This is a genomic window from Porphyromonas gulae DSM 15663 (assembly GCF_000378065.1).
In the GTDB taxonomy this organism is placed as follows: domain Bacteria; phylum Bacteroidota; class Bacteroidia; order Bacteroidales; family Porphyromonadaceae; genus Porphyromonas; species Porphyromonas gulae.
Genome location: NZ_KB899147.1, coordinates 72,062 through 90,264 on the forward strand (window position 1 = coordinate 72,062; position 18,203 = coordinate 90,264).

At 51.5% G+C, this 18,203-nt stretch carries 19 protein-coding genes and 1 CRISPR repeat array; of the genes, 15 read left to right on the forward strand and 4 right to left on the reverse strand.

Annotated features, from left to right (window positions below; translation table 11 throughout):
* Nucleotides 1–4: 4 nt before the first annotated feature.
* Both csx28 and F452_RS13010 read left to right on the forward strand, forming a co-directional pair.
* Nucleotides 5–550: a type VI-B CRISPR accessory protein Csx28 gene (gene csx28 / locus F452_RS0100335; protein ID WP_018964283.1), complete on the forward strand. Its 546-nt coding sequence runs from the start codon at nucleotides 5–7 to the stop codon at nucleotides 548–550.
* A gap of 210 nt (nucleotides 551–760) precedes the next feature.
* A CRISPR array of direct repeats spans nucleotides 761–1,389; the repeat unit is 36 nt; unit sequence GTTGGATCTACCCTCTATTCGAAGGGTACACACAAC.
* Between the two features lie 167 nt (nucleotides 1,390–1,556).
* Complete coding sequence (locus F452_RS13010; protein ID WP_262497926.1) at nucleotides 1,557–1,685, forward strand: hypothetical protein; 129 nt, start codon at nucleotides 1,557–1,559, stop codon at nucleotides 1,683–1,685.
* 522 nt (nucleotides 1,686–2,207) lie between these two features.
* On the opposite strand, the gene megL is transcribed toward F452_RS13010, so the two are convergent.
* The 3 genes from megL to F452_RS0100350 form a co-directional block, all read right to left on the reverse strand.
* Complete coding sequence (megL, locus tag F452_RS0100340) at nucleotides 2,208–3,407, reverse strand: methionine gamma-lyase (RefSeq protein WP_018964284.1); 1,200 nt, start codon at nucleotides 3,405–3,407, stop codon at nucleotides 2,208–2,210.
* Between the two features lie 162 nt (nucleotides 3,408–3,569).
* On the reverse strand, nucleotides 3,570–5,039 hold the full coding sequence (locus F452_RS0100345; protein WP_018964285.1) for a purple acid phosphatase family protein: 1,470 nt from the start codon (nucleotides 5,037–5,039) through the stop codon (nucleotides 3,570–3,572).
* Between the two features lie 2 nt (nucleotides 5,040–5,041).
* Nucleotides 5,042–5,635 (reverse strand): hypothetical protein, encoded by a 594-nt coding sequence (locus F452_RS0100350; protein WP_018964286.1) that lies wholly within the window; start codon nucleotides 5,633–5,635, stop codon nucleotides 5,042–5,044.
* 103 nt (nucleotides 5,636–5,738) lie between these two features.
* On the opposite strand from F452_RS0100350, the gene yihA reads away from it, so the two are divergent.
* From yihA to F452_RS0100375, 5 genes are all read left to right on the forward strand, one after another.
* Nucleotides 5,739–6,344, forward strand: coding sequence for a ribosome biogenesis GTP-binding protein YihA/YsxC (gene yihA / locus F452_RS0100355; protein ID WP_018964287.1), 606 nt, complete (start codon nucleotides 5,739–5,741; stop codon nucleotides 6,342–6,344).
* A 9-nt stretch (nucleotides 6,345–6,353) separates the two neighbouring features.
* On the forward strand, nucleotides 6,354–7,382 hold the full coding sequence (gene galE / locus F452_RS0100360) for a UDP-glucose 4-epimerase GalE (RefSeq protein ID WP_018964288.1): 1,029 nt from the start codon (nucleotides 6,354–6,356) through the stop codon (nucleotides 7,380–7,382).
* A 45-nt stretch (nucleotides 7,383–7,427) separates the two neighbouring features.
* Nucleotides 7,428–9,524 (forward strand): ATP-dependent DNA helicase RecG, encoded by a 2,097-nt coding sequence (gene recG / locus F452_RS0100365; protein WP_018964289.1) that lies wholly within the window; start codon nucleotides 7,428–7,430, stop codon nucleotides 9,522–9,524.
* A complete protein-coding gene (locus tag F452_RS0100370; RefSeq protein WP_018964290.1) occupies nucleotides 9,524–10,294 on the forward strand; it encodes an HAD family hydrolase in 771 nt (256 codons plus the stop codon). Before recG ends, F452_RS0100370 begins: the two co-directional genes overlap by 1 nt.
* Nucleotides 10,295–10,576: 282 nt before the next feature.
* Nucleotides 10,577–12,085: a sialidase family protein gene (locus tag F452_RS0100375; protein WP_018964291.1), complete on the forward strand. Its 1,509-nt coding sequence runs from the start codon at nucleotides 10,577–10,579 to the stop codon at nucleotides 12,083–12,085.
* Between the two features lie 64 nt (nucleotides 12,086–12,149).
* Here F452_RS0100375 and F452_RS11210 read toward each other — a convergent pair whose 3' ends face one another.
* Nucleotides 12,150–12,278, reverse strand: a complete 129-nt coding sequence (locus F452_RS11210; RefSeq protein ID WP_230587845.1) for a DUF1661 domain-containing protein — start codon at nucleotides 12,276–12,278, stop codon at nucleotides 12,150–12,152.
* Here F452_RS11210 and F452_RS13125 point away from each other — a divergent pair.
* From F452_RS13125 to F452_RS0100415, 8 genes are all read left to right on the forward strand, one after another.
* Complete coding sequence (locus F452_RS13125; RefSeq protein ID WP_394331895.1) at nucleotides 12,247–12,339, forward strand: DUF1661 domain-containing protein; 93 nt, start codon at nucleotides 12,247–12,249, stop codon at nucleotides 12,337–12,339. The genes F452_RS11210 and F452_RS13125 overlap by 32 nt on opposite strands.
* Nucleotides 12,340–12,499: 160 nt before the next feature.
* Nucleotides 12,500–13,426 (forward strand): porin family protein, encoded by a 927-nt coding sequence (locus F452_RS0100385; RefSeq protein WP_018964293.1) that lies wholly within the window; start codon nucleotides 12,500–12,502, stop codon nucleotides 13,424–13,426.
* A gap of 28 nt (nucleotides 13,427–13,454) precedes the next feature.
* Nucleotides 13,455–14,192: an SIMPL domain-containing protein gene (locus F452_RS0100390; RefSeq protein ID WP_018964294.1), complete on the forward strand. Its 738-nt coding sequence runs from the start codon at nucleotides 13,455–13,457 to the stop codon at nucleotides 14,190–14,192.
* Between the two features lie 43 nt (nucleotides 14,193–14,235).
* Nucleotides 14,236–15,150 (forward strand): aspartate carbamoyltransferase, encoded by a 915-nt coding sequence (pyrB, locus tag F452_RS0100395; protein ID WP_018964295.1) that lies wholly within the window; start codon nucleotides 14,236–14,238, stop codon nucleotides 15,148–15,150.
* A gap of 12 nt (nucleotides 15,151–15,162) precedes the next feature.
* Nucleotides 15,163–15,618 (forward strand): aspartate carbamoyltransferase regulatory subunit, encoded by a 456-nt coding sequence (pyrI, locus tag F452_RS0100400; protein WP_018964296.1) that lies wholly within the window; start codon nucleotides 15,163–15,165, stop codon nucleotides 15,616–15,618.
* A 28-nt stretch (nucleotides 15,619–15,646) separates the two neighbouring features.
* On the forward strand, nucleotides 15,647–16,234 hold the full coding sequence (locus F452_RS0100405) for a flavin reductase family protein (protein WP_018964297.1): 588 nt from the start codon (nucleotides 15,647–15,649) through the stop codon (nucleotides 16,232–16,234).
* A gap of 37 nt (nucleotides 16,235–16,271) precedes the next feature.
* On the forward strand, nucleotides 16,272–16,868 hold the full coding sequence (locus F452_RS0100410; RefSeq protein ID WP_018964298.1) for a LemA family protein: 597 nt from the start codon (nucleotides 16,272–16,274) through the stop codon (nucleotides 16,866–16,868).
* A 180-nt stretch (nucleotides 16,869–17,048) separates the two neighbouring features.
* The gene (locus tag F452_RS0100415) at nucleotides 17,049–18,197 is read left to right on the forward strand and encodes a TPM domain-containing protein (protein ID WP_033317097.1); all 1,149 of its coding nucleotides are present in this window, start codon (nucleotides 17,049–17,051) and stop codon (nucleotides 18,195–18,197) included.
* Nucleotides 18,198–18,203 lie beyond the last annotated feature (6 nt).

An 18,203-nucleotide genomic window follows, 5' to 3' on the forward strand; every position in this document is an offset into this window, starting at 1 on the left:
GAAAATGATGACGATGACTATTTGTTGGACACCGATATGCGTACAGCTGATCGAGCTATCGGGTATCTTCATTGCCGCATATCTGGCATATCGCTATGCCGTGCGCAAGCTCTCCAAAGAGAGCATAGAGAATATCGAACGCTGCAAATACCAAGCCGTGCTGGAGGCGCACCGGAGTTTCTACAAGCTGCTGCGCTTCACCACCGATACGGAGAATGCCGATAGCATATTGGTATGGCAGAAAGCCAAAGGGAGCGGAGCGAAAACCTATTATTTCAGGCCGGCCTGCATCCGTGGATTCTTGTCCGAACTGACGGACGAATTTTATAAGAATGGCAACGGTGTTTTCTTGTCTAAAGAGATTATTTCCCGTATCTTTGAGTATAGAAGTATCGTTTACGGCCTTTTGCTTTCGGAGAGGGATAGCTCGGATGAGAGGATTGTGATGAACAAGCCCGAAACGGCCGAACGGATGATCCGTATTCATCAGGAGCTTACCCAAACCGTTAGAGAAGCCATCGCACTGAAGGGGCGAACTTTGAACTTTTGAGTGCGAACCGGCAGGAACGTAGGAATGATTTTTTGAGAGAAAATAGCATAAACCCGACCGTAGAGAGTCATTTTTTTCAATCCTAATATCCCACTAAAATGATGATGACAGACTGTTTTTCACCGGCTTGCAGTGGCTCCAAAGCCTTACCGTCACTCACTTTCTGTGGAATGATGACTTCTCAATCGGTTTCAAATTCGATGGGGGTAGGTTGGATCTACCCTCTATTCGAAGGGTACACACAACTTGTTGTTGTTGTCATTGAGGAACTGCGCTGTTGGATCTACCCTCTATTCGAAGGGTACACACAACAAGTATCACAATACTCACTCTAAGTTAAAAGTTGGATCTACCCTCTATTCGAAGGGTACACACAACAACAGGGCCGCCTGCCCCTGGGCTTGCAGCGTTGGATCTACCCTCTATTCGAAGGGTACACACAACTCCTTGAACCAAAGAATAGACTCCTCGGCGTTGGATCTACCCTCTATTCGAAGGGTACACACAACTCGGAATATCCCCTTGGATTCTGCTGATCGGTTGGATCTACCCTCTATTCGAAGGGTACACACAACTCTCATAATGACCTTATATATTCAGTTATAGTTGGATCTACCCTCTATTCGAAGGGTACACACAACGTGTCCCGCCGTCTGTAGTTGAGTTCTCCTGTTGGATCTACCCTCTATTCGAAGGGTACACACAACCTTGAGTTTCTGCATCTTTTCTTCCCTTGTGTTGGATCTACCCTCTATTCGAAGGGTACACACAACAAGGTTTTGTTTCTTAGCCTCTTTTCTTATGTTGGATCTACCCTCTATTCGAAGGGTACACACAACATGATTCTTGATTGGTGGCTTGGGCGTTGGAATGTGCAGTAGTGTGGGGATTCTTCCGCGTTGGGGCTTTTTCGCTACATTTGCAGGCGGACGAGGTACTCCCCTCTTCGGTGAATTTGTGCCGGGAGTGCTTTCCCTTTTTATGGAATGACTTTGTAAACGACTAAATGAATGATAGATATGTGCTCCGATTCCTCTCTTCCCAGCATTCGTATTCGGCCGGTTTCGTTCGGCCTATGTGTGGTTATATACCGGCATTGCGTATGGCTGATGCAAACCTGCTGTATGAGCGGTAGAGCCTGAGAGCCGTTTCGTACCCCCTCGAAAAAGATGAGGCACCCACCGAGTTCCTGCACGAACTCGGTGGGTGCCTCTTTATTTATACCTCCGCTAAAGGCTTTTCGAGGTGTCCGATTTATATCAATCGGGCTTACAATCTATATATTTTTCGCAATCTATTTATATATAAATCAAAAACGATTTATATACAAAATGAAAACGATATATATACAAATCGAAAATACTTTGTATATAAATCGTGATTCGACCCTTGGAAAAGTGAATCCCGATCGTAAAGACCCGGATTTCCGATCTCTTCTGCTTCAGGATCTGCTCTCTCACAGGTGCTTATTTGGAATGATTCCAAACTCGTCTTCGTTGTTGAAAACTTTTTTCGCGCCTGTTTTCACCTCCAAAAACGACCACGCAAAAGACAGCGGCAGCCAAACAGATATATAAAAGCGAACCCCGAAAGTCCGTCAAAGACTTTCGGGGTTCATGCTGTTTGTTGTCAGGCTTTTATGCAGCCTTTGGCGCGTTTAGATCAGGCTGTCCAGACCGTGCTTGAGGTCGGCGATGATGTCCTCCACATTCTCCAGACCCACGGACAGGCGTACCAGTCCTTCGGATATGTCGCTGGCAGCACGCTCTTCGGGTGTGTAGGGTGAGTGGGTCATGCTGGCCGGATGCTGGATGAGGGTTTCCGTATCGCCCAAGCTCACGGCGAGGGAGCAGAGGTGCAGGCTGTTCATCAGCTTCTTGCCGGCTTCGCAACCGCCCTTCACTTCGAAGGCGATCATGGCTCCGGGCAGTGCCATCTGCTTCTTGGCCAATTCGTATTGGGGGAAGCTCGGAAGTCCGGGGAAATAGACTGCTTCTACGGCCGGATGCTTTTCGAGGAATTCGGCTACGGCCTGAGCATTGCGGCAGTGCTGCTCCATACGTATCTGCAATGTCTTCATACCACGGCTGATCAGATAGGCATCGAACGGACTCATATTGGCACCCGTGAGGTCTTTGATGCCGACGAGCTTCACCTCCTTGATGTAGTCCTCTTTACCTACGACAAATCCGGCGATGACGTCGCCATGTCCGTTCAGGTACTTGGTCGCGCTGTGTACGACGATGTCGGCACCCAGCTCCAGCGGACGGCAGATGTAGGGCGTGCAGTAGGTATTGTCCACCATGACACGTACGCCTTCGTGCTTGTGAGCGATGTCGCAGACCGCCTTGATGTCGGTCATGTACATATTGGGGTTGGCCGGAGTCTCCAGATAGACGAGCTTCGTATTCGGGCGAATGGCGGCCTCCACCTCTTGCGGATTGCGGGTATCCACGAGGGTGACTTCCACACCGTAGCGGCTCAGTCCGTGGGTGAGGTAGGCGAAGGTGCAGCCGTAGAGCGTCTTGCCGGCTACGATATGGTCGCCGGCCTTCACGCATACCCAGATGGCAGAGCTGATGGCTCCGATACCGGATGCAGCCGATGCGGCGGCTTCTCCGCCTTCGAGCATGGCCAGTTTCTCTTCCACTTGGGTGCAGTTGGGGTTGCCCAGACGGGTATAGATATATCCGCCTTCCTCTCCGGCAAAGCGACGGCCTCCCTGTTCGGCACTGTCGAAAACGAAAGTCGATGTCTGGTAGATGGGGGTGGCTAAGCAGCCGAAGGCGTTTTCGATAGCGCCTCCATGGATGGCACGTGTGGCAAAGCCACTACGCATAAGGTCTTCTTTTTTCATTGTTTGTTAGTTAATCGAAAAATCGACGACCGCACAGCCTTTCGGCCGAGTATCGTCTATGTTTCTATTCTGTGGTTACGGCAACGAAGGTAGTGAAAAGTTGTTGGCAGTGTGGCTGTTCGTTCGTTTTTGATCCGATTTTACGCGCCACCGATCGTCCGCTTACCGATGGCCGGCTACTCGTTCTTGGGCTGCCTGCCGATAGTCGGCACGCTTCTTACGGCCTTTTTTGCTGTCGGCAAAGTTGTCGAAAGCGAAGATCTCTTTCCAGTCCTCGGCATTGTCCTTGACCGTGGTTAGGCCTCCCACCTTCTTCAGGTGGAGGTCATCGTACGGGCGATTGTCGAAGGTGGTGGAGCGGTAGCGGATCTCTCCCTGCGTGACGTGGATGGTCTGATAGAGGTAGAGACCGGAGCCGATCCTGTCGTGCCGGTCGGAGAATCCGTTGCGGTAGTGCTTGGGCGATGCGCTGCTGATGATATATATGGGTGTCTTCTTCATGCCGGACTCCGTCTTCGTGGTGATGCGGGAGTAGGCATGGTCGTGTCCTTGCAGGACGAGGTCGGCACCGCCTTCCTCCAGAATGGAGCGGAAGCCGTAGCGGATGATCGGATTCATGCGTCCCTGCCGCACCGAGTATACTCCGTGGTGGAACATGACTATCTTCCACGGCTGTACGGTGGTTTCGAGTGCATTTTTCAACCACGTGCGGTGGTTGAATACGGATGCCGGCCATTGGATGTCGTTGGAGTCCATGACGATGAGCCGCATATAGGGGAAGTCTATGTAGTACGAACGTTGCTCGAAGCCTTTGGGGCCATTGGCCGGATAGTTGTACTGAGGTACCCAACGGGGATCGAGCTGTCTTTTCAGTCCTTTGATATACTCGTGGTTGCCGGTGGCGGCGATGACGGGTGTCGATGCCGTCCAGTCGCCTATGGCACGATGCCATACTTCCCAATAGAAATCCGTGGGGCCTTCGATCTGATCCCCACCCAAAGCCAGAAAATCAGGGTCGGGATGCAGGGTGCGCAGCCGTTGGAGCAGTGCCTGACTGCCTCCGTTGCCCGGATCCTGAACGTCTCCGATGTAGATGAAGTCGGTGGCAGCCGAACTGTCGGGAATGGAGAATCGGTACCAGGGCGATGTCTGCTCTCCCGTCTTGACCCTGTAGGTATAGGTGCGGCCGGGCTTGAGCCCGTTTATCTTAGCGTGGTAATAGTAGTTGCGTCCTGCACGGGTGACGACTTCTTTCCCCTCGGCCGGCAGCGAGATCAGCAGGGTATCAGCATCCGTTCCGTCCAAAGAGCGATAGTCCAGCCAAGAGTCTTGCGGCAGGGTGTCGCACCGCCAGCTGACCGTCCTTTGGGTGAGGAAATCCTCTCCCGGCGTCAGGGTGAGCCTGTCTATCGTATGCGGTACGGTGTAGGAGACTTCGGCCGGAGAAACGAACCAAGCTCTGTACCGCTTGGCTACCCAGATGCCGAGGGCGACAAGAAAGAGCAGACTGATCACCAGCCCCCATCGCCTTCCGTTTCTTCTCCTCTTTCTCGAATATCTGCGTCCGGAATTTCGTTTGCTGAACTTCCGCCTGCTGACTTGGTAGTAGGGATTGGAGCGTTTCTTTCGCATGGCTATTCGTTTGTTTGTGGACTGACAGGAGTGGAGGAAGGTGCATTTTCCACCTTCGCTCCCGTACCGAGGTCGCGGAAGGAAACCGGCTGTTCCAGAGAACGCAGCCGCGCTTCGGCACGATCGTATGCGATGGACTTGTTCTTGAGTGCTATCTCCAGATTGGTATTCCGACGAGCCAGACGCACCCACTCACGCACTCCACGGACGGACAGCCCTACGGCTATGGCAGCTATGGCGGCTATGAAGCCCTCTCCGTAAAGGGGCATCTGCCCCTCGGCTGTGCCCGGTATGGTCCATTGCCAAGCGTGGTGGAAGATGACGGGAAGCAACATGCCTATTCCTCCCAAGGCCAGCGACAGCACGATATAGGGACGGAAGAGGAGTCTCTTGATCATGGCCGGAGCTATCAGGAAATAATTGATATAGTACAGGGCTATGATATAAGCATCCACGATCCATATGGAATAGTAAGCGGAGGGCGTATTCCAAAAGGAGGGAGTACCCGGGTTGGTGCTCTCCAATGCCAGACTTTGCAAGACGATGAGCAAAACCCAAACGAGGGTATAGATAAGAATTGTAAGCGATTTGTTCATATTCTAATTGAGGCTTAACCGATAAAAGAAAGCTATCTTTGTATGTCACAAAGATATAATTATTATTGTACGGCTATCCGTATATAAATAACGACAGAACCGAATGGAAATAAAAAAGGCGGCATTTGTAATCAGTAATACCGATGTGCGCAAATGTCCTGATACGAAGCTCCCCGAATATGCTTTCATCGGCCGTTCGAATGTGGGCAAATCCTCTCTGATCAATATGCTTACCGGCCAAAAGGGACTGGCCATGACCTCCCAAAAGCCGGGTAAGACACAGTTGATCAACCACTTCATCATCGACGATTCGTGGTATCTGGTCGATTTGCCCGGCTACGGATATGCCCGTTTGGGCGCGTCCAACAGGGAGTCCTTGCGCAGGATCATCGAGACGTACATCCTCTGTCGCGAGCAGCTTTCGAGCCTCTTTGTCCTGATCGATTGCAGGCACGAACCGCAGAAGATCGACTTGGAGTTTCTCCAATGGCTGGGTGAGAATGGGATTCCGTTCAGCATCGTATTCACCAAGGCGGACAAGCTCTCGTTCAGCCGATTGAAAGAGAATACGGAGGCCTATAAGCAAAAACTGCTGGAAACGTGGGAGGAGCTTCCTCCGGTATTTATTACCTCTTCCGAAAAGAAAACAGGCAAAGAAGAATTGCTGGATTATATCGACTCGATCAATCAAGAATTAGCTACGAAATAAAAAACCGAAATGAAACAAAAGATTCTCGTTACCGGCGGGACAGGATATATAGGATCCCATACGACTGTGGAGCTACAGCAGGCAGGCTATCGGGTCGTGAGTGTGGACAACTTCTCCAACTCCCATGCTGCTGTGCTCGATGGTATAGCCTGGATCACAGGGGTTCGCCCCGATTTTTATGAGGCCGACTGTAACGATATGGAGGCGATGGAGCGCATCTTTACGGCGCATCCCGATATAGCAGGCGTCATTCATTTTGCTGCAAGCAAGGCCGTAGGCGAATCGGTGCAGAAGCCACTTTTGTACTACAGGAACAATATCCTCTCTCTACTGAACATCCTCGAACTGATGGGGCGATTCGGCACTCGTGGGATCGTATTCTCCTCATCTTGTACTGTGTACGGACAGCCGGAGGTATTGCCCGTAACGGAAGAGGCTCCGATACAGGAAGCTCTCTCTCCCTATGGCAATACGAAGCAAATCAACGAGGAGATTATCCGCGATGCCATCCATGCCGGAGCAGGGTACAAGGCCATACTCCTGCGCTACTTCAATCCGATCGGGGCACACCCCACAGCGCATATCGGAGAGCTTCCTAACGGGGTGCCTCAGAATCTGATCCCCTATTTGACTCAAACGGCGGCAGGTATCAGAGCCGAGCTGAGTGTCTTCGGTGATGACTACGACACGCCCGACGGCTCCTGTATCCGGGACTATATCTATGTGGCGGATTTGGCCAAAGCGCATGTGGCTGCCATCGAACGGATGCTGAACGAAGAGAAAGCGAGCGATTCGCTCGAAGTCTTTAATATAGGTACGGGTAGAGGAGTGAGTGTGCTAGAACTTATCCGCACCTTCGAACGGGTGACAGGCGTTGCCGTTCCTCATCGGATAGTAGGAAGGCGCGAAGGCGACATCGAACAGGTATGGGCCGAGCCGAAGAAAGCCAATGAGGTGTTGGGTTGGAAGGCTTTGGAGTCGTTGGAGGACACACTGCTGAGTGCATGGCGTTGGCAGCAACGCTTGTCGGAGAAGTAATCCCCGGCGCATTAACGTACGCGACACTCTATCTTCGGGCGGCAGATGGATATGCTATCGACCAAAATCACTTACCTGACTGGCGTAGGGCCGAAGCGGGCGGAAGTACTGAAAGAGGAAATAGAAGTACGTACCTATCTGGATCTTCTTCATTATTTCCCCTTTCGCTATGTCGATAGGAGTCGATTTTATGCCATACGGGAGATACGCTCCGATATGCCCTATATCCAGCTGCGCGGTGTCCTTCGCAACTTCTCCGAGGTGGGCGAAGGACGGCGCAAGCGGCTGACGGCTACCTTCTCTGACGGTACGGGAAGCATAGAGCTGGTTTGGTTCAAGGGGATCAAGTACATACGCGACAAGCTACAGGAAGGACGGCGATATATCGTTTTCGGCAAGCCTGCTTTCTTTGCTTCCGGCTATAACATAGCACATCCCGAAATAGATGCGGAGGAGAAGGCAGAGCAGGTAGCCGGCGGACTGACTCCGATTTATCACACCACAGAGCGAATGAAGAGTATGGGGCTGGGCAGCAAACAACTCCAGCAACTCCTGTACGTACTCCTCAATCAGGTATCGGCTACACTGACGGAGACACTGCCGCCTTACATCCTTTCTTCTTATGGATTCGTCTCCTATCAGGAGGCCATCAGACAGATTCATTTCCCTCAGGGGGTGGCACAGCTGGAAGCTGCCCGTACAAGACTCAAGTTCGAAGAGCTGTTCTATGTACAACTGCATCTGATCGGCAGCAAGCTGGAACGCAAGGCTCGCTTTCAGGGAATTGTTTTTGCCCAAGTAGGAGCCTTGTTCAATAGATTCTACAAGGAGCATCTGCCTTTCGAAATGACCGGCGCACAGAAAAGGGTGGTACGGGAGATCCGGCAAGATACTCTCAGCGGACATCAAATGAACCGGCTGGTGCAGGGCGATGTGGGTAGCGGTAAAACTTTGGTAGCCTTGCTATCCATGCTGTTGGCTCTGGACAATGGCTGTCAGGCTTGCCTGATGGCTCCGACCGAAATTCTCGCCAGACAGCATCATCATACCCTGTCCGAGCTGCTGCGACCGCTTGGCGTAGAGGTCGGCTTGCTCATCGGAAGCTGTACTGCACGTCAGCGAGAACGCTTGCTCCCGTGTCTGGCCGATGGCTCGATCTCCATCGTCGTCGGCACGCATGCCCTATTGGAGCAGGGAGTAGTCTTTCACCGTTTGGGAATGGCCGTCATAGACGAGCAGCACCGATTTGGTGTACAGCAGCGAGCACGTCTGTGGGAAAAGAACCTCGACACTCTGCCCCATATTCTGATTATGAGTGCCACCCCCATACCGCGTACCTTGGCCATGACGTTGTACGGCGATCTGGATATTTCCATCATCGACGAATTGCCTCCCGGCCGTAAGCCCATACAGACGCTCCACCACTTCGACAACGATATGGCACCGGTCTTTCGTTTCCTGCGATCTCAGCTTGCTGCCGGCCGGCAGGTGTATGTGGTGTATCCGATGATCGAGGGATCGGAGACGACCGATTTGAAAAATCTTGAGGATGGCTTCGAGCTGTTCTCTTCCATTTTCCCCGATGAGGGTGTGACGATGGTACACGGCAAGATGAAAGCCAAGGAAAAGGAGGCGCGTATGGCAGACTTCGTCAGCGGTCGCTCCCGTATCCTGTTGGCTACGACGGTTATCGAAGTCGGTGTGAATGTCCCCAATGCTACAGTGATGGTGGTGGAGAATGCCGATCGCTTCGGCCTGTCGCAGCTGCACCAGCTCAGAGGACGTGTAGGCCGCGGTGGAGAGCAGAGCTATTGCATCCTGATCACAGGAACGAAAACGGGAGAGGATTCGCGCCGGCGTATTCAGGTGATGGTGGAGACGAACGATGGATTCGAAATAGCAGAGGAAGATATGCGCCTTCGTGGTTTCGGCGACTTGGAGGGTACGCGCCAGAGCGGTCGTCAGATCAGCCTTCGGATAGCCAATCCTGCACGAGATACGGAGCTGATAGCCCTCTCCCGAAGTATAGCGGAGCGACTACTGGAGCGCGACCCCGAACTTCGCCACCCTGACAATCAAATGCTCGCTCTTCGTCTGAATAAACTCTTCCCCAAGGAGGAAGACTGGAGCGTCATAAGTTAATGGAGAGAAAAGAATCGATGGACTACAATAATATAGCGGAAGCATTGCAGACATTCCGAACAGAGAAGGCATACCGGCATGCCCCTTTCCGTTCGTGCTTTTTCGATATGGACGGAGTGCTGTTCGATTCCATGCCCGCACATGCACGCAGTTGGGTGGAGGCTGCCGGAGAATACGGTATCGCTGCGGAGCCACTGGATTTTTATCGCTGGGAAGGGCAGAAGGGTAGCGATACCATCAAGATCCTGTTCGAACGGGGATACGGACGGCAGCCGACAGAAAAAGAAATAGCCGATATGTACGGACGCAAGAGCCAACTCTTCGCTTTGTATAACTCGGGAAACGTGATCGACGGTGCTCCGGCTCTGGTGTCGGATGTCTGTAGACAGGGCTTGCGTATCATGCTGGTGACGGGTTCGTCCCAGACCGATATATTGCAGCGTTTGCAAAGAGGTTATGGCGACAGCTTCGGGCCTGCGAATATGGTGACAGGTGCCGATGTACACCGTGGAAAACCTCATCCGGAACCTTATCTCAAAGCGTTGGAATGTGTGGGGATGTCGCCTTCCGAGGCTTTTGTGGTAGAGAATGCTCCGCTGGGAGTTCGTGCAGCTGTCGATGCCGGTATCTTTACCATTGCGGTAAATACAGGTTGCTTGCCCGATGCCGATTTGTGGGATGCCGGTGCATCACTTGTCCTTCCCTCTATGGCTGTGCTTCGCTCGCTATTGGGAGCATTGCTTGCCGAATCTCGGACCTCTATGGCCTGATTTTTTTCTTTGATTTTACACTCCACATTGGTCTCTTTTTGCCCCATGAGCGGTCGCCATCGACAGGAGTGGGAACGGCTTGTGCTGAGGCTTGGTGAATCGATCAGAAGAATCCGGAAAGGATTACAATGTTCGTTCCAATGCCTTGCGCGGACGCAACTGCTATGATTTCATAACTTTGATTCCCAAAATGGTATAAAATTGTTTTCGATGGCTAATAATACTCTTTTGGCGAGGACTCGGCGTTCTGTCTGCCTTGTCATTTTTTGTTGTCTTGTGGCGATGTTGCGCCTTACTGCACAGGAGGTAGCAGTGTGGGGAGACAAGCATGGTGTGGCACCCGATCAGGCACATCGAACTTTGGTGAAAATAGTACTGAGCGAACCTCTGCCGCCGAATGCCAAACAGATCCGAATCAGTTACTCCTTTCCACAAGATACAAAGGACAAAGTCACTGCCCTGTATCTCCTTGTGAGTGATTCTTTGGCAGTACGCGATCTGCCGGACTATAAAGGGCGAGTCTCCTACGATAGCTTCCCGATCTCAAAGGAAGATTGCTTCATGATTCTTTCTGTCGATTCTGTTGCCGGCCGCCGTTCCTTTTATCTGGCTGCGGATATAGGGCCTGTCACTTCCTTTTCCCGATCCGACACACTGACTGCCCGTGTACAAGAGGTGGCTGTCGATGGCCGTCCTTTGCCGTTGAAAGAGCTGTCGCCTGCCTCCCGTAGGCTGTATAGGGGGTATGAGGCTCTCTTTGTGCCCGGAGATGGCGGATCGCGCAACTACCGTATTCCGGCTATTTTGAAAACTTCCCAAGAGACGCTCATCGCGATGGCTGACAGACGCAAGTATAATCAGACGGATCTGCCGGAGGATATAGATATAGTCATGCGGCGCAGTACGGACGGAGGGAGATCGTGGAGCGATCCACGAATCATCGTACAGGGAGAGGGCCGCAATCATGGCTTTGGCGATGTAGCTCTCGTACAGACCAAGGCCGGAAAGCTCCTGATGATCTTCGTCGGCGGAGTAGGACTCTGGCAGTCCACCCCCGATCGTCCCCAACGAACTTATGTGTCGGAGAGTCGGGACGAAGGCCTCACCTGGTCTCCTCCTCGGGATATAACCCATTTCATCTTCGGCAAGGATTGTGCCGATCCGGGACGCAGTCGCTGGTTGGCCTCCTTTTGTGCTTCGGGACAAGGGCTTGTGCTGCCATCCGGTCGTATCATGTTTGTGGCTGCCATCCGCGAATCAGGGCAGGAGTACGTCCTGAACAACTATGTCCTCTATAGCGACGACGAGGGCACCACTTGGCACCTGTCCGACTGTGCATACCACCGTGGCGATGAGGCAAAGCTCTCATTGATGCCCGATGGCAGGGTACTGATGAGCGTACGCAATCAGGGACGGCAGGAGAGCCGACAGCGTTTCTTCGCTCTCTCTTCCGACGATGGCCTTACTTGGGAGAGAGCCAAGCAGTTCGAGGGCATCCATGACCCCGGCTGCAATGGGGCTATGCTTCAGGTGGAGCGGAGCGGAAGGAATCAAATGCTGCACTCCCTGCCTCTCGGCCCGGATGGACGTCGCGATGGAGCGGTCTATCTCTTCGATCATACCTCCGGCCGCTGGTCTACCCCCGTAGTCGTCAATTCGGGATCGAGTGCCTACTCGGATATGACTCTACTGGCGGATGGAACGATCGGCTATTTCGTCGAAGAAGACGATGAGATCTCATTGGTTTTCATTCGGTTCGCCCTGGACGATCTCTTTGATGCCGGACAATGAGAATGGTGCATTTTTTATCGAGTTTTTCTTAGGGCTGCCGTTGGAGGACAGCTCTACTATCGAGTCAATATCCATCAACCGCTATCCCACCGATACGAGCCAAAAAACCTCTGATTGTGGCGCGTCTTTTCTGAAGAAGGTGGTGCCGGAATTTTTTCGTTTTGGTTCGAGATTTTTTTACTTCTCGCGCCAAAGTGAAAAAGTTTACGCGCCACGTTTTCCCAGACTGCAAACGCAAAAAATCCGGCGCGTAAACCAATCGGCTGTGAGATGATGCCTGCTACACTTTTCGGCGGATTGATTTTTCCATCGTCATCGTCTTGTGGTGTTCGTATAAGGCTATGAATGTTGCACGGTGTGTCTGTTGTACCTATAATAATTTATCTTTGCGGTATATCAAATTATGCAAGACTCATGATAATACGGTGTCTTATCGGTCGGCCGAGAACCATCCTGTTCGGATTGATATTCGCGGCAAGTCTTTCTTATGCAACGGCACAAGAGAAAAAGGATACTCTCTCTACGGCTCAGCCTGTGCCCAATATCAGCAAGGTGGAGCAGACGCCCCTCCTCTCCGTTGATCACCCCGTCCTGCCTGCTTCTTTTCATAATCCTCGTCCGCTGCAAGGAATTCGGGACAGACATCTTTCCGATGCTTTGCTCAATGGATTGAAGCCTCATCGCTCATCTTTGCGATTGAACGATGAGCTCGACTTCACGGCAGAACGCCGGGATTTCGTATCCCCCCTCTTGCAAACTCGCCACGCTGCCGGTGTCTTTTCTTGGCGACCGACCGACCGGATGCGTTTTTATACATCCGGCAATATCGGTCTTGGTCATGATTTATTGACCGGTGTACGCAAGGACTTTGGATGGAATGCCGGTGCCGATTTTTTGCTGAGTCAAAATCTTACGGCGCATATTCAAGGCGGTTGGCAGCAGAACTTCGGTTTTATGCCTATGAGGACTGTCTGTGGTCAATTCCGCTGGCAAGCCACCGATAGGTTGAGTTTTACCACCGGTGTCGATTATCGACAGGTGCAGTGGAATGCTTTCGATAATAGAACGCTCTCGCTCGGGGGCACTGCTCGATACGAATTGATAGACAATGTCTTTATCAATGGATTCGGCACTTATCCTCTCTACAGTAGTACGCGCTCAGGACTCAATATGGCGGTGCCGATGCATGGATTCGGCCCTCAGTACGGTGGTTCGATCGAGCTGAAGGTCTCCGAACGATTCGGTTTTGCCGTCGGGGCAGAGCGCGAATACAATATCTGGACTCGCCGGTGGGAAACGCATTACTTTGCTTATCCCGTATTCTATGGTGATAAGAAGTAGTAATATACAATCAATACAGTGCTTTGTGATGAAAAAAGAAAAACTTTGGATTACGATCGTCGCCGGATTGGCTTTCGTATTGGGCCTTTATGCTCTTGGTCGCAGTGTCGCTCAGCTACGTCGCTCTCAGCCTTCGGTGATTGTGACCGGTATGGCCGAGCGTAATTTCAAATCCGATCTGATCGTTTGGAGTGCTTCATACCAGCTCCAGATGATGGATATCGAATCGGCCTACAAGGCTTTGAAGGAAAAACAGATATTGGTGGCAGACTATTTGAAAAGCAAGCAGCTGCCGGATTCGTCTTATATCTTCTCAAGCGTAGCCATCTCTAAAGAGTACAACTATTATTACGATCCGCGGCAGGAACAAAACGTCAGGACCTTTGCCGGATATCTGCTCAGCCAGACAGCTACGGTGACCTCACAGGACATCGAACATGTGGAGAAAATATCTCGCGATATAACGGAGCTGATCAATCAGGGGGTAGAGATTACCTCCAACCATCCGGCCTATTACTACACCAAGCTCAATGATCTGAAGGTGGAGATGCTGCGCAATGCTTCCGAAGACGCTTTCAATCGTGCTTCGGTCATTGCCGAAGGGAGCGGTTCTTCCGTAGGCAAGATGCTATCTTCTTCGATGGGTGTGTTCCAGATAGTGGGACTCAACTCGAACGAAGATTACAGCTGGGGCGGTTCGTTCAATACATCTTCCAAGATGAAGACAGCGAGCATAACGGTTAAGGCTTCTTTCGCTTTGAGGTGAGCTTTATTCCCCGTCCACATCATTCAATTATATTCCATAAAAAATGAAGCATATCGTATCTATTGACCAGTGTTCGGCCGAGGACATTCTTCGCATTCTCGATCGGGCAGAGCTATTCGAAAAGAATCCTAATCGGCACCTTTTGGAAGGTAAGGTCGTAGCCACTCTCTTCTTTGAGCCTTCGACCCGTACACGCCTGAGCTTTGAGACGGCTGTGAACCGTCTCGGAGGCCGTATCATCGGTTTTTCGGATGCATCCACCTCCAGCTCTACGAAAGGCGAATCGCTCAAGGATACCATTTCCATGGTGGGCAACTATGCCGATCTGATTATTATGCGCCACTATCTGGAAGGGGCGGCTCGTTATGCTTCGGAGGTAAGCCGTGTGCCGGTAGTCAATGCCGGCGATGGAGCCAACCAGCATCCTTCACAGACTTTGCTCGATCTCTATTCGATTCGCAAGACGCAGGGCACTCTCTACGATACGACCATAGCTATGGTAGGTGACCTTAAGTACGGGCGCACCATCCACTCCCTGATAGAGGGTATGTCGCACTTCCGTCCTCGCTTTATCTTCGTTGCTCCCGAAGAGCTGTCTCTTCCTGAAGAATACAAGCAGTTTTGTCGAGAGCATGATCTGCCTTATATGGAAACCAAACATTTCGACGAGGAGGTGATCAATAACTGCGATATTCTCTATATGACGCGTGTACAACGCGAGCGATTCACGGATATGGAGGAATATGAACGGGTCAAAGATGTCTATGTGCTGACCAACGATATGCTATCCGACAGCCGTCCGAATCTGCGCGTACTGCATCCACTTCCTCGTGTGGGGGAGATTGCCTACGATGTGGATGACAATCCTAAGGCCTACTTTATCCGGCAAGCACTGAACGGACTTTATACGAGGCAGTCCATTATTTGTGAAGTGCTCGGCATAGACGTTGCAAACTAAGCAGATATTGTGATGAAAAAGGAAGAAATGCTCGTCGCCGCGATTAGAAACGGCATCGTGATAGACCATATCCCCCCGACAAAGTTGTTCAAAGTGGCTACGCTCTTGCAGCTGGATGATTTGGACAAGCGGATCACCATCGGCAACAATCTGCGCAGTCGGAGCCATGGGTCGAAGGGGGTTATCAAGATAGAGGATAAAACGTTCGACGAGGAGGAATTGAACCGTATCGCCCTTATTGCCCCGAATGTACGTCTGAACATTATTCGGGACTATGAAGTTGTAGAAAAACGTCAGGTGGAAGTCCCACACGAGATTGTGGGGCTCGTCCGTTGTCCGAATCCGAAGTGTATTACGAACAACGAACTGATGCAAACCCGATTCCGTGTGATCGATGCCGAACAGTGTACGCTCCGATGCGACTATTGCGAGCGAAAGCTCTCCAATGAACGTATCGAACTGCTATAGTTCGCGTAACTTTTCCAAGAACAAAACAATGAGACAAGATTGGAAACCCGGCACACTTATCTATCCGCTACCGGCCATATTGGTGAGTTGCGGCTCTCGGCCGGAGGATTATAATTTGCTTACGGCCAGTTGGGTGGGGACGATATGCAGCCAGCCACCTATGTGCTATGTCAGTATTCGTCCGGAACGTCACTCCCATGCTCTCGTCAAGGAAAGTGGCGAGTTCGGTCTGAACCTGACTACGGTCGGCATGGCCAGACAGACGGACTGGTGCGGTGTTCGTTCGGGCAAGGACTATGACAAGTTTGCCGAGACAGGCCTTACCGTGGAACCTGCCAAGCTGATCAAAGCTCCTCTGGTGGCCGAATCGCCGGTCAGCATAGAGTGCAAGGTACGACAGATCATTCCACTCGGTAGCCATGACATGTTTATGGCCGATGTGGTCAATGTGCGTGCCGACCAACAATATATCGACCCGGAGACAGGTTCTTTCGATATGGAGAAAGCAAACCTGCTGGCATATTCGCATGGCGAATACTTCTCGCTTGGGGACTTTCTCGGCTATTTCGGCTGGTCGGTCAAGAAAGACAAAACGCCTGTCAGACGTCGTAAGTAGCACATTCTGATAAACCTAATAGTAACGTAAACATAGAATGAATATGAAAAAAGGAACAGTAATCATCATTGCCATTATTGCAGTTTTTGTACTGCTATTTAGCTGGGGTGTGGTCAAATACAACAGTTTTGTGGACAAGCAGGAAGCCGTCAATACGGCTTGGAGTCAAGTGGAAAACCAATATCAACGTCGTTTGGACTTGATCCCGAATCTCGTAGAGACCGTCAAAGGCTATGCCGCTCACGAGAGCGAAACGCTTACTGCCGTGATCGAAGCACGTAGCAAAGCCACTGCTACGAATATCAATGCCGACAATCTGACAGAAGAGAACTTGGCCAAGTTTCAGCAGTCGCAGGATCAGCTATCGAGTGCCTTGTCCCGTTTGATGGTCGTAGTAGAGCGTTACCCCGATCTCAAGGCTAACCAGAACTTCCGCGATCTGCAAGTGCAACTTGAGGGTACGGAAAACAGAATCACGGTAGCACGTCAGGACTTCAATGCCATAGCCAAGACATATAACGTGGCTGTGCGCAGATTCCCGGCCAATATCATTGCCGGTATGATGAACTTCGATCAGCGTCCCTATTTCAAGGCTGATGAAGGTGCAGAGAAGGCTCCTCAAGTAAAATTCTAATCCTCTTTTTCGCTCTTGCGAATGATGCGTTCGTCAAAGATCAGGTTACGGAGCCTTGCAGAGTGGCCTTTTTTCCTAATGGCCTTTTGCTTCTTTCTGATGCATTCCAGTGTATCGGCACAGCGGGTATATAAGCCGGAGGATGTACCCAACGTCCAACTTGCCGATAGCACTCGGCTCGTGACGGACGAAGCGGGTTTGCTCAGCAATGCCCAGGAGGAGGTCATGAACGGACGGCTACGAGCCATCCGCAGCAGTTATGCCGTCGAGTTTGCCGTCGTTACTCTCCCGTCTATCGGTGATGCTCCATTGGAGGATTTTACCTTGAAGCTGGCGCGTCAATGGGGAGTCGGTAATAAAAAGAACAACAACGGCCTTTTGCTCGTACTCGTGCTGGATCAGCGACGGGTACGCTTCGAGACGGGCTATGGTCTGGAAGGTTATTTGCCCGATGGTTTGCTGAGCCGTATCATACATGATCGCATGATCCCTCATTTTCGATCGGGGAACTATGCCGAAGGTTTATCCGAGGGAGTTGTTGCTGTTCAGCAGGTGTTGGACGGATCTTATGATGTGAAGCCTGACGGTGGAGATCGGTCTGCTGTTTCCAATATGAGCTGGGGTACCATATTTATATTCTATTGCGTCTTTATGCTCCTCGCTTCGGCTTCGGTACTCTATCAGCTGACTTCATATCGCAGGCAATATCCACGAGCAACGGCAGTGGAGGAATATGAATTTCTTCGCAGGCGAATATCGATGCTGGGATGCGTCTTTTTACTGCTTTTCCCTCCGGGATTTATTGTGGTGATGGCCATCGTCAAATCACGACAGAACAAACTGAAGAAAGAGATGGCTCTGTGTCCACGCTGCCATCAGCATTCGGTACATCTGCTTGATCAAAGTTTGGAAGAAGATCGTTATCTCAGTCCCTCTCAGCAGATGGAGCATAAACTTAAGAGTCGGGATTTCAGAGTCTATGCCTGCTCTTCCTGCGACCATGCGCAGGTAATAGGCTACGATCGTCCGGCTACCTCCTACAAGCGTTGTCCTAACTGCGGAACGGTTGCCCTGCGCTATATGGGAGAAAAGCGTGTGCGTACGGACAGGGGCATGATGATTCGCAAGGAATGGCGCTGTCTGTACTGCGGAGAGAATCATACCCAACAGTACCGAGACAATAATGATGCCGAAGTTGCTGCTGCAGGTATCCTGCTGGGTTCGCTGCTTGGTCGTGGAGGCCGCAGCGGCGGTTTCGGAGGCGGCTTTGGCGGCGGTGGCTTCGGTGGTGGCAGCTTTGGTGGAGGTGGAGCCTCTGGTGGCTGGTAATTTAAC

Bases quoted from the DNA above. Each gene is read 5' to 3' on its own strand.
- csx28 (WP_018964283.1), top strand. From the start codon at position 5: ATGATGACGATGACTATTTGTTGGACACCGATATGCGTACAGCTGATC.
- F452_RS13010 (WP_262497926.1), top strand. From the start codon at position 1,557: ATGAATGATAGATATGTGCTCCGATTCCTCTCTTCCCAGCATTCGTAT.
- megL (WP_018964284.1), bottom strand. From the start codon at position 3,407: ATGAAAAAAGAAGACCTTATGCGTAGTGGCTTTGCCACACGTGCCATC.
- F452_RS0100345 (WP_018964285.1), bottom strand. From the start codon at position 5,039: ATGCGAAAGAAACGCTCCAATCCCTACTACCAAGTCAGCAGGCGGAAG.
- F452_RS0100350 (WP_018964286.1), bottom strand. From the start codon at position 5,635: ATGAACAAATCGCTTACAATTCTTATCTATACCCTCGTTTGGGTTTTG.
- yihA (WP_018964287.1), top strand. From the start codon at position 5,739: ATGGAAATAAAAAAGGCGGCATTTGTAATCAGTAATACCGATGTGCGC.
- galE (WP_018964288.1), top strand. From the start codon at position 6,354: ATGAAACAAAAGATTCTCGTTACCGGCGGGACAGGATATATAGGATCC.
- recG (WP_018964289.1), top strand. From the start codon at position 7,428: ATGGATATGCTATCGACCAAAATCACTTACCTGACTGGCGTAGGGCCG.
- F452_RS0100370 (WP_018964290.1), top strand. From the start codon at position 9,524: ATGGAGAGAAAAGAATCGATGGACTACAATAATATAGCGGAAGCATTG.
- F452_RS0100375 (WP_018964291.1), top strand. From the start codon at position 10,577: ATGTTGCGCCTTACTGCACAGGAGGTAGCAGTGTGGGGAGACAAGCAT.
- F452_RS0100385 (WP_018964293.1), top strand. From the start codon at position 12,500: ATGATAATACGGTGTCTTATCGGTCGGCCGAGAACCATCCTGTTCGGA.
- F452_RS0100390 (WP_018964294.1), top strand. From the start codon at position 13,455: ATGAAAAAAGAAAAACTTTGGATTACGATCGTCGCCGGATTGGCTTTC.
- pyrB (WP_018964295.1), top strand. From the start codon at position 14,236: ATGAAGCATATCGTATCTATTGACCAGTGTTCGGCCGAGGACATTCTT.
- pyrI (WP_018964296.1), top strand. From the start codon at position 15,163: ATGAAAAAGGAAGAAATGCTCGTCGCCGCGATTAGAAACGGCATCGTG.
- F452_RS0100405 (WP_018964297.1), top strand. From the start codon at position 15,647: ATGAGACAAGATTGGAAACCCGGCACACTTATCTATCCGCTACCGGCC.
- F452_RS0100410 (WP_018964298.1), top strand. From the start codon at position 16,272: ATGAATATGAAAAAAGGAACAGTAATCATCATTGCCATTATTGCAGTT.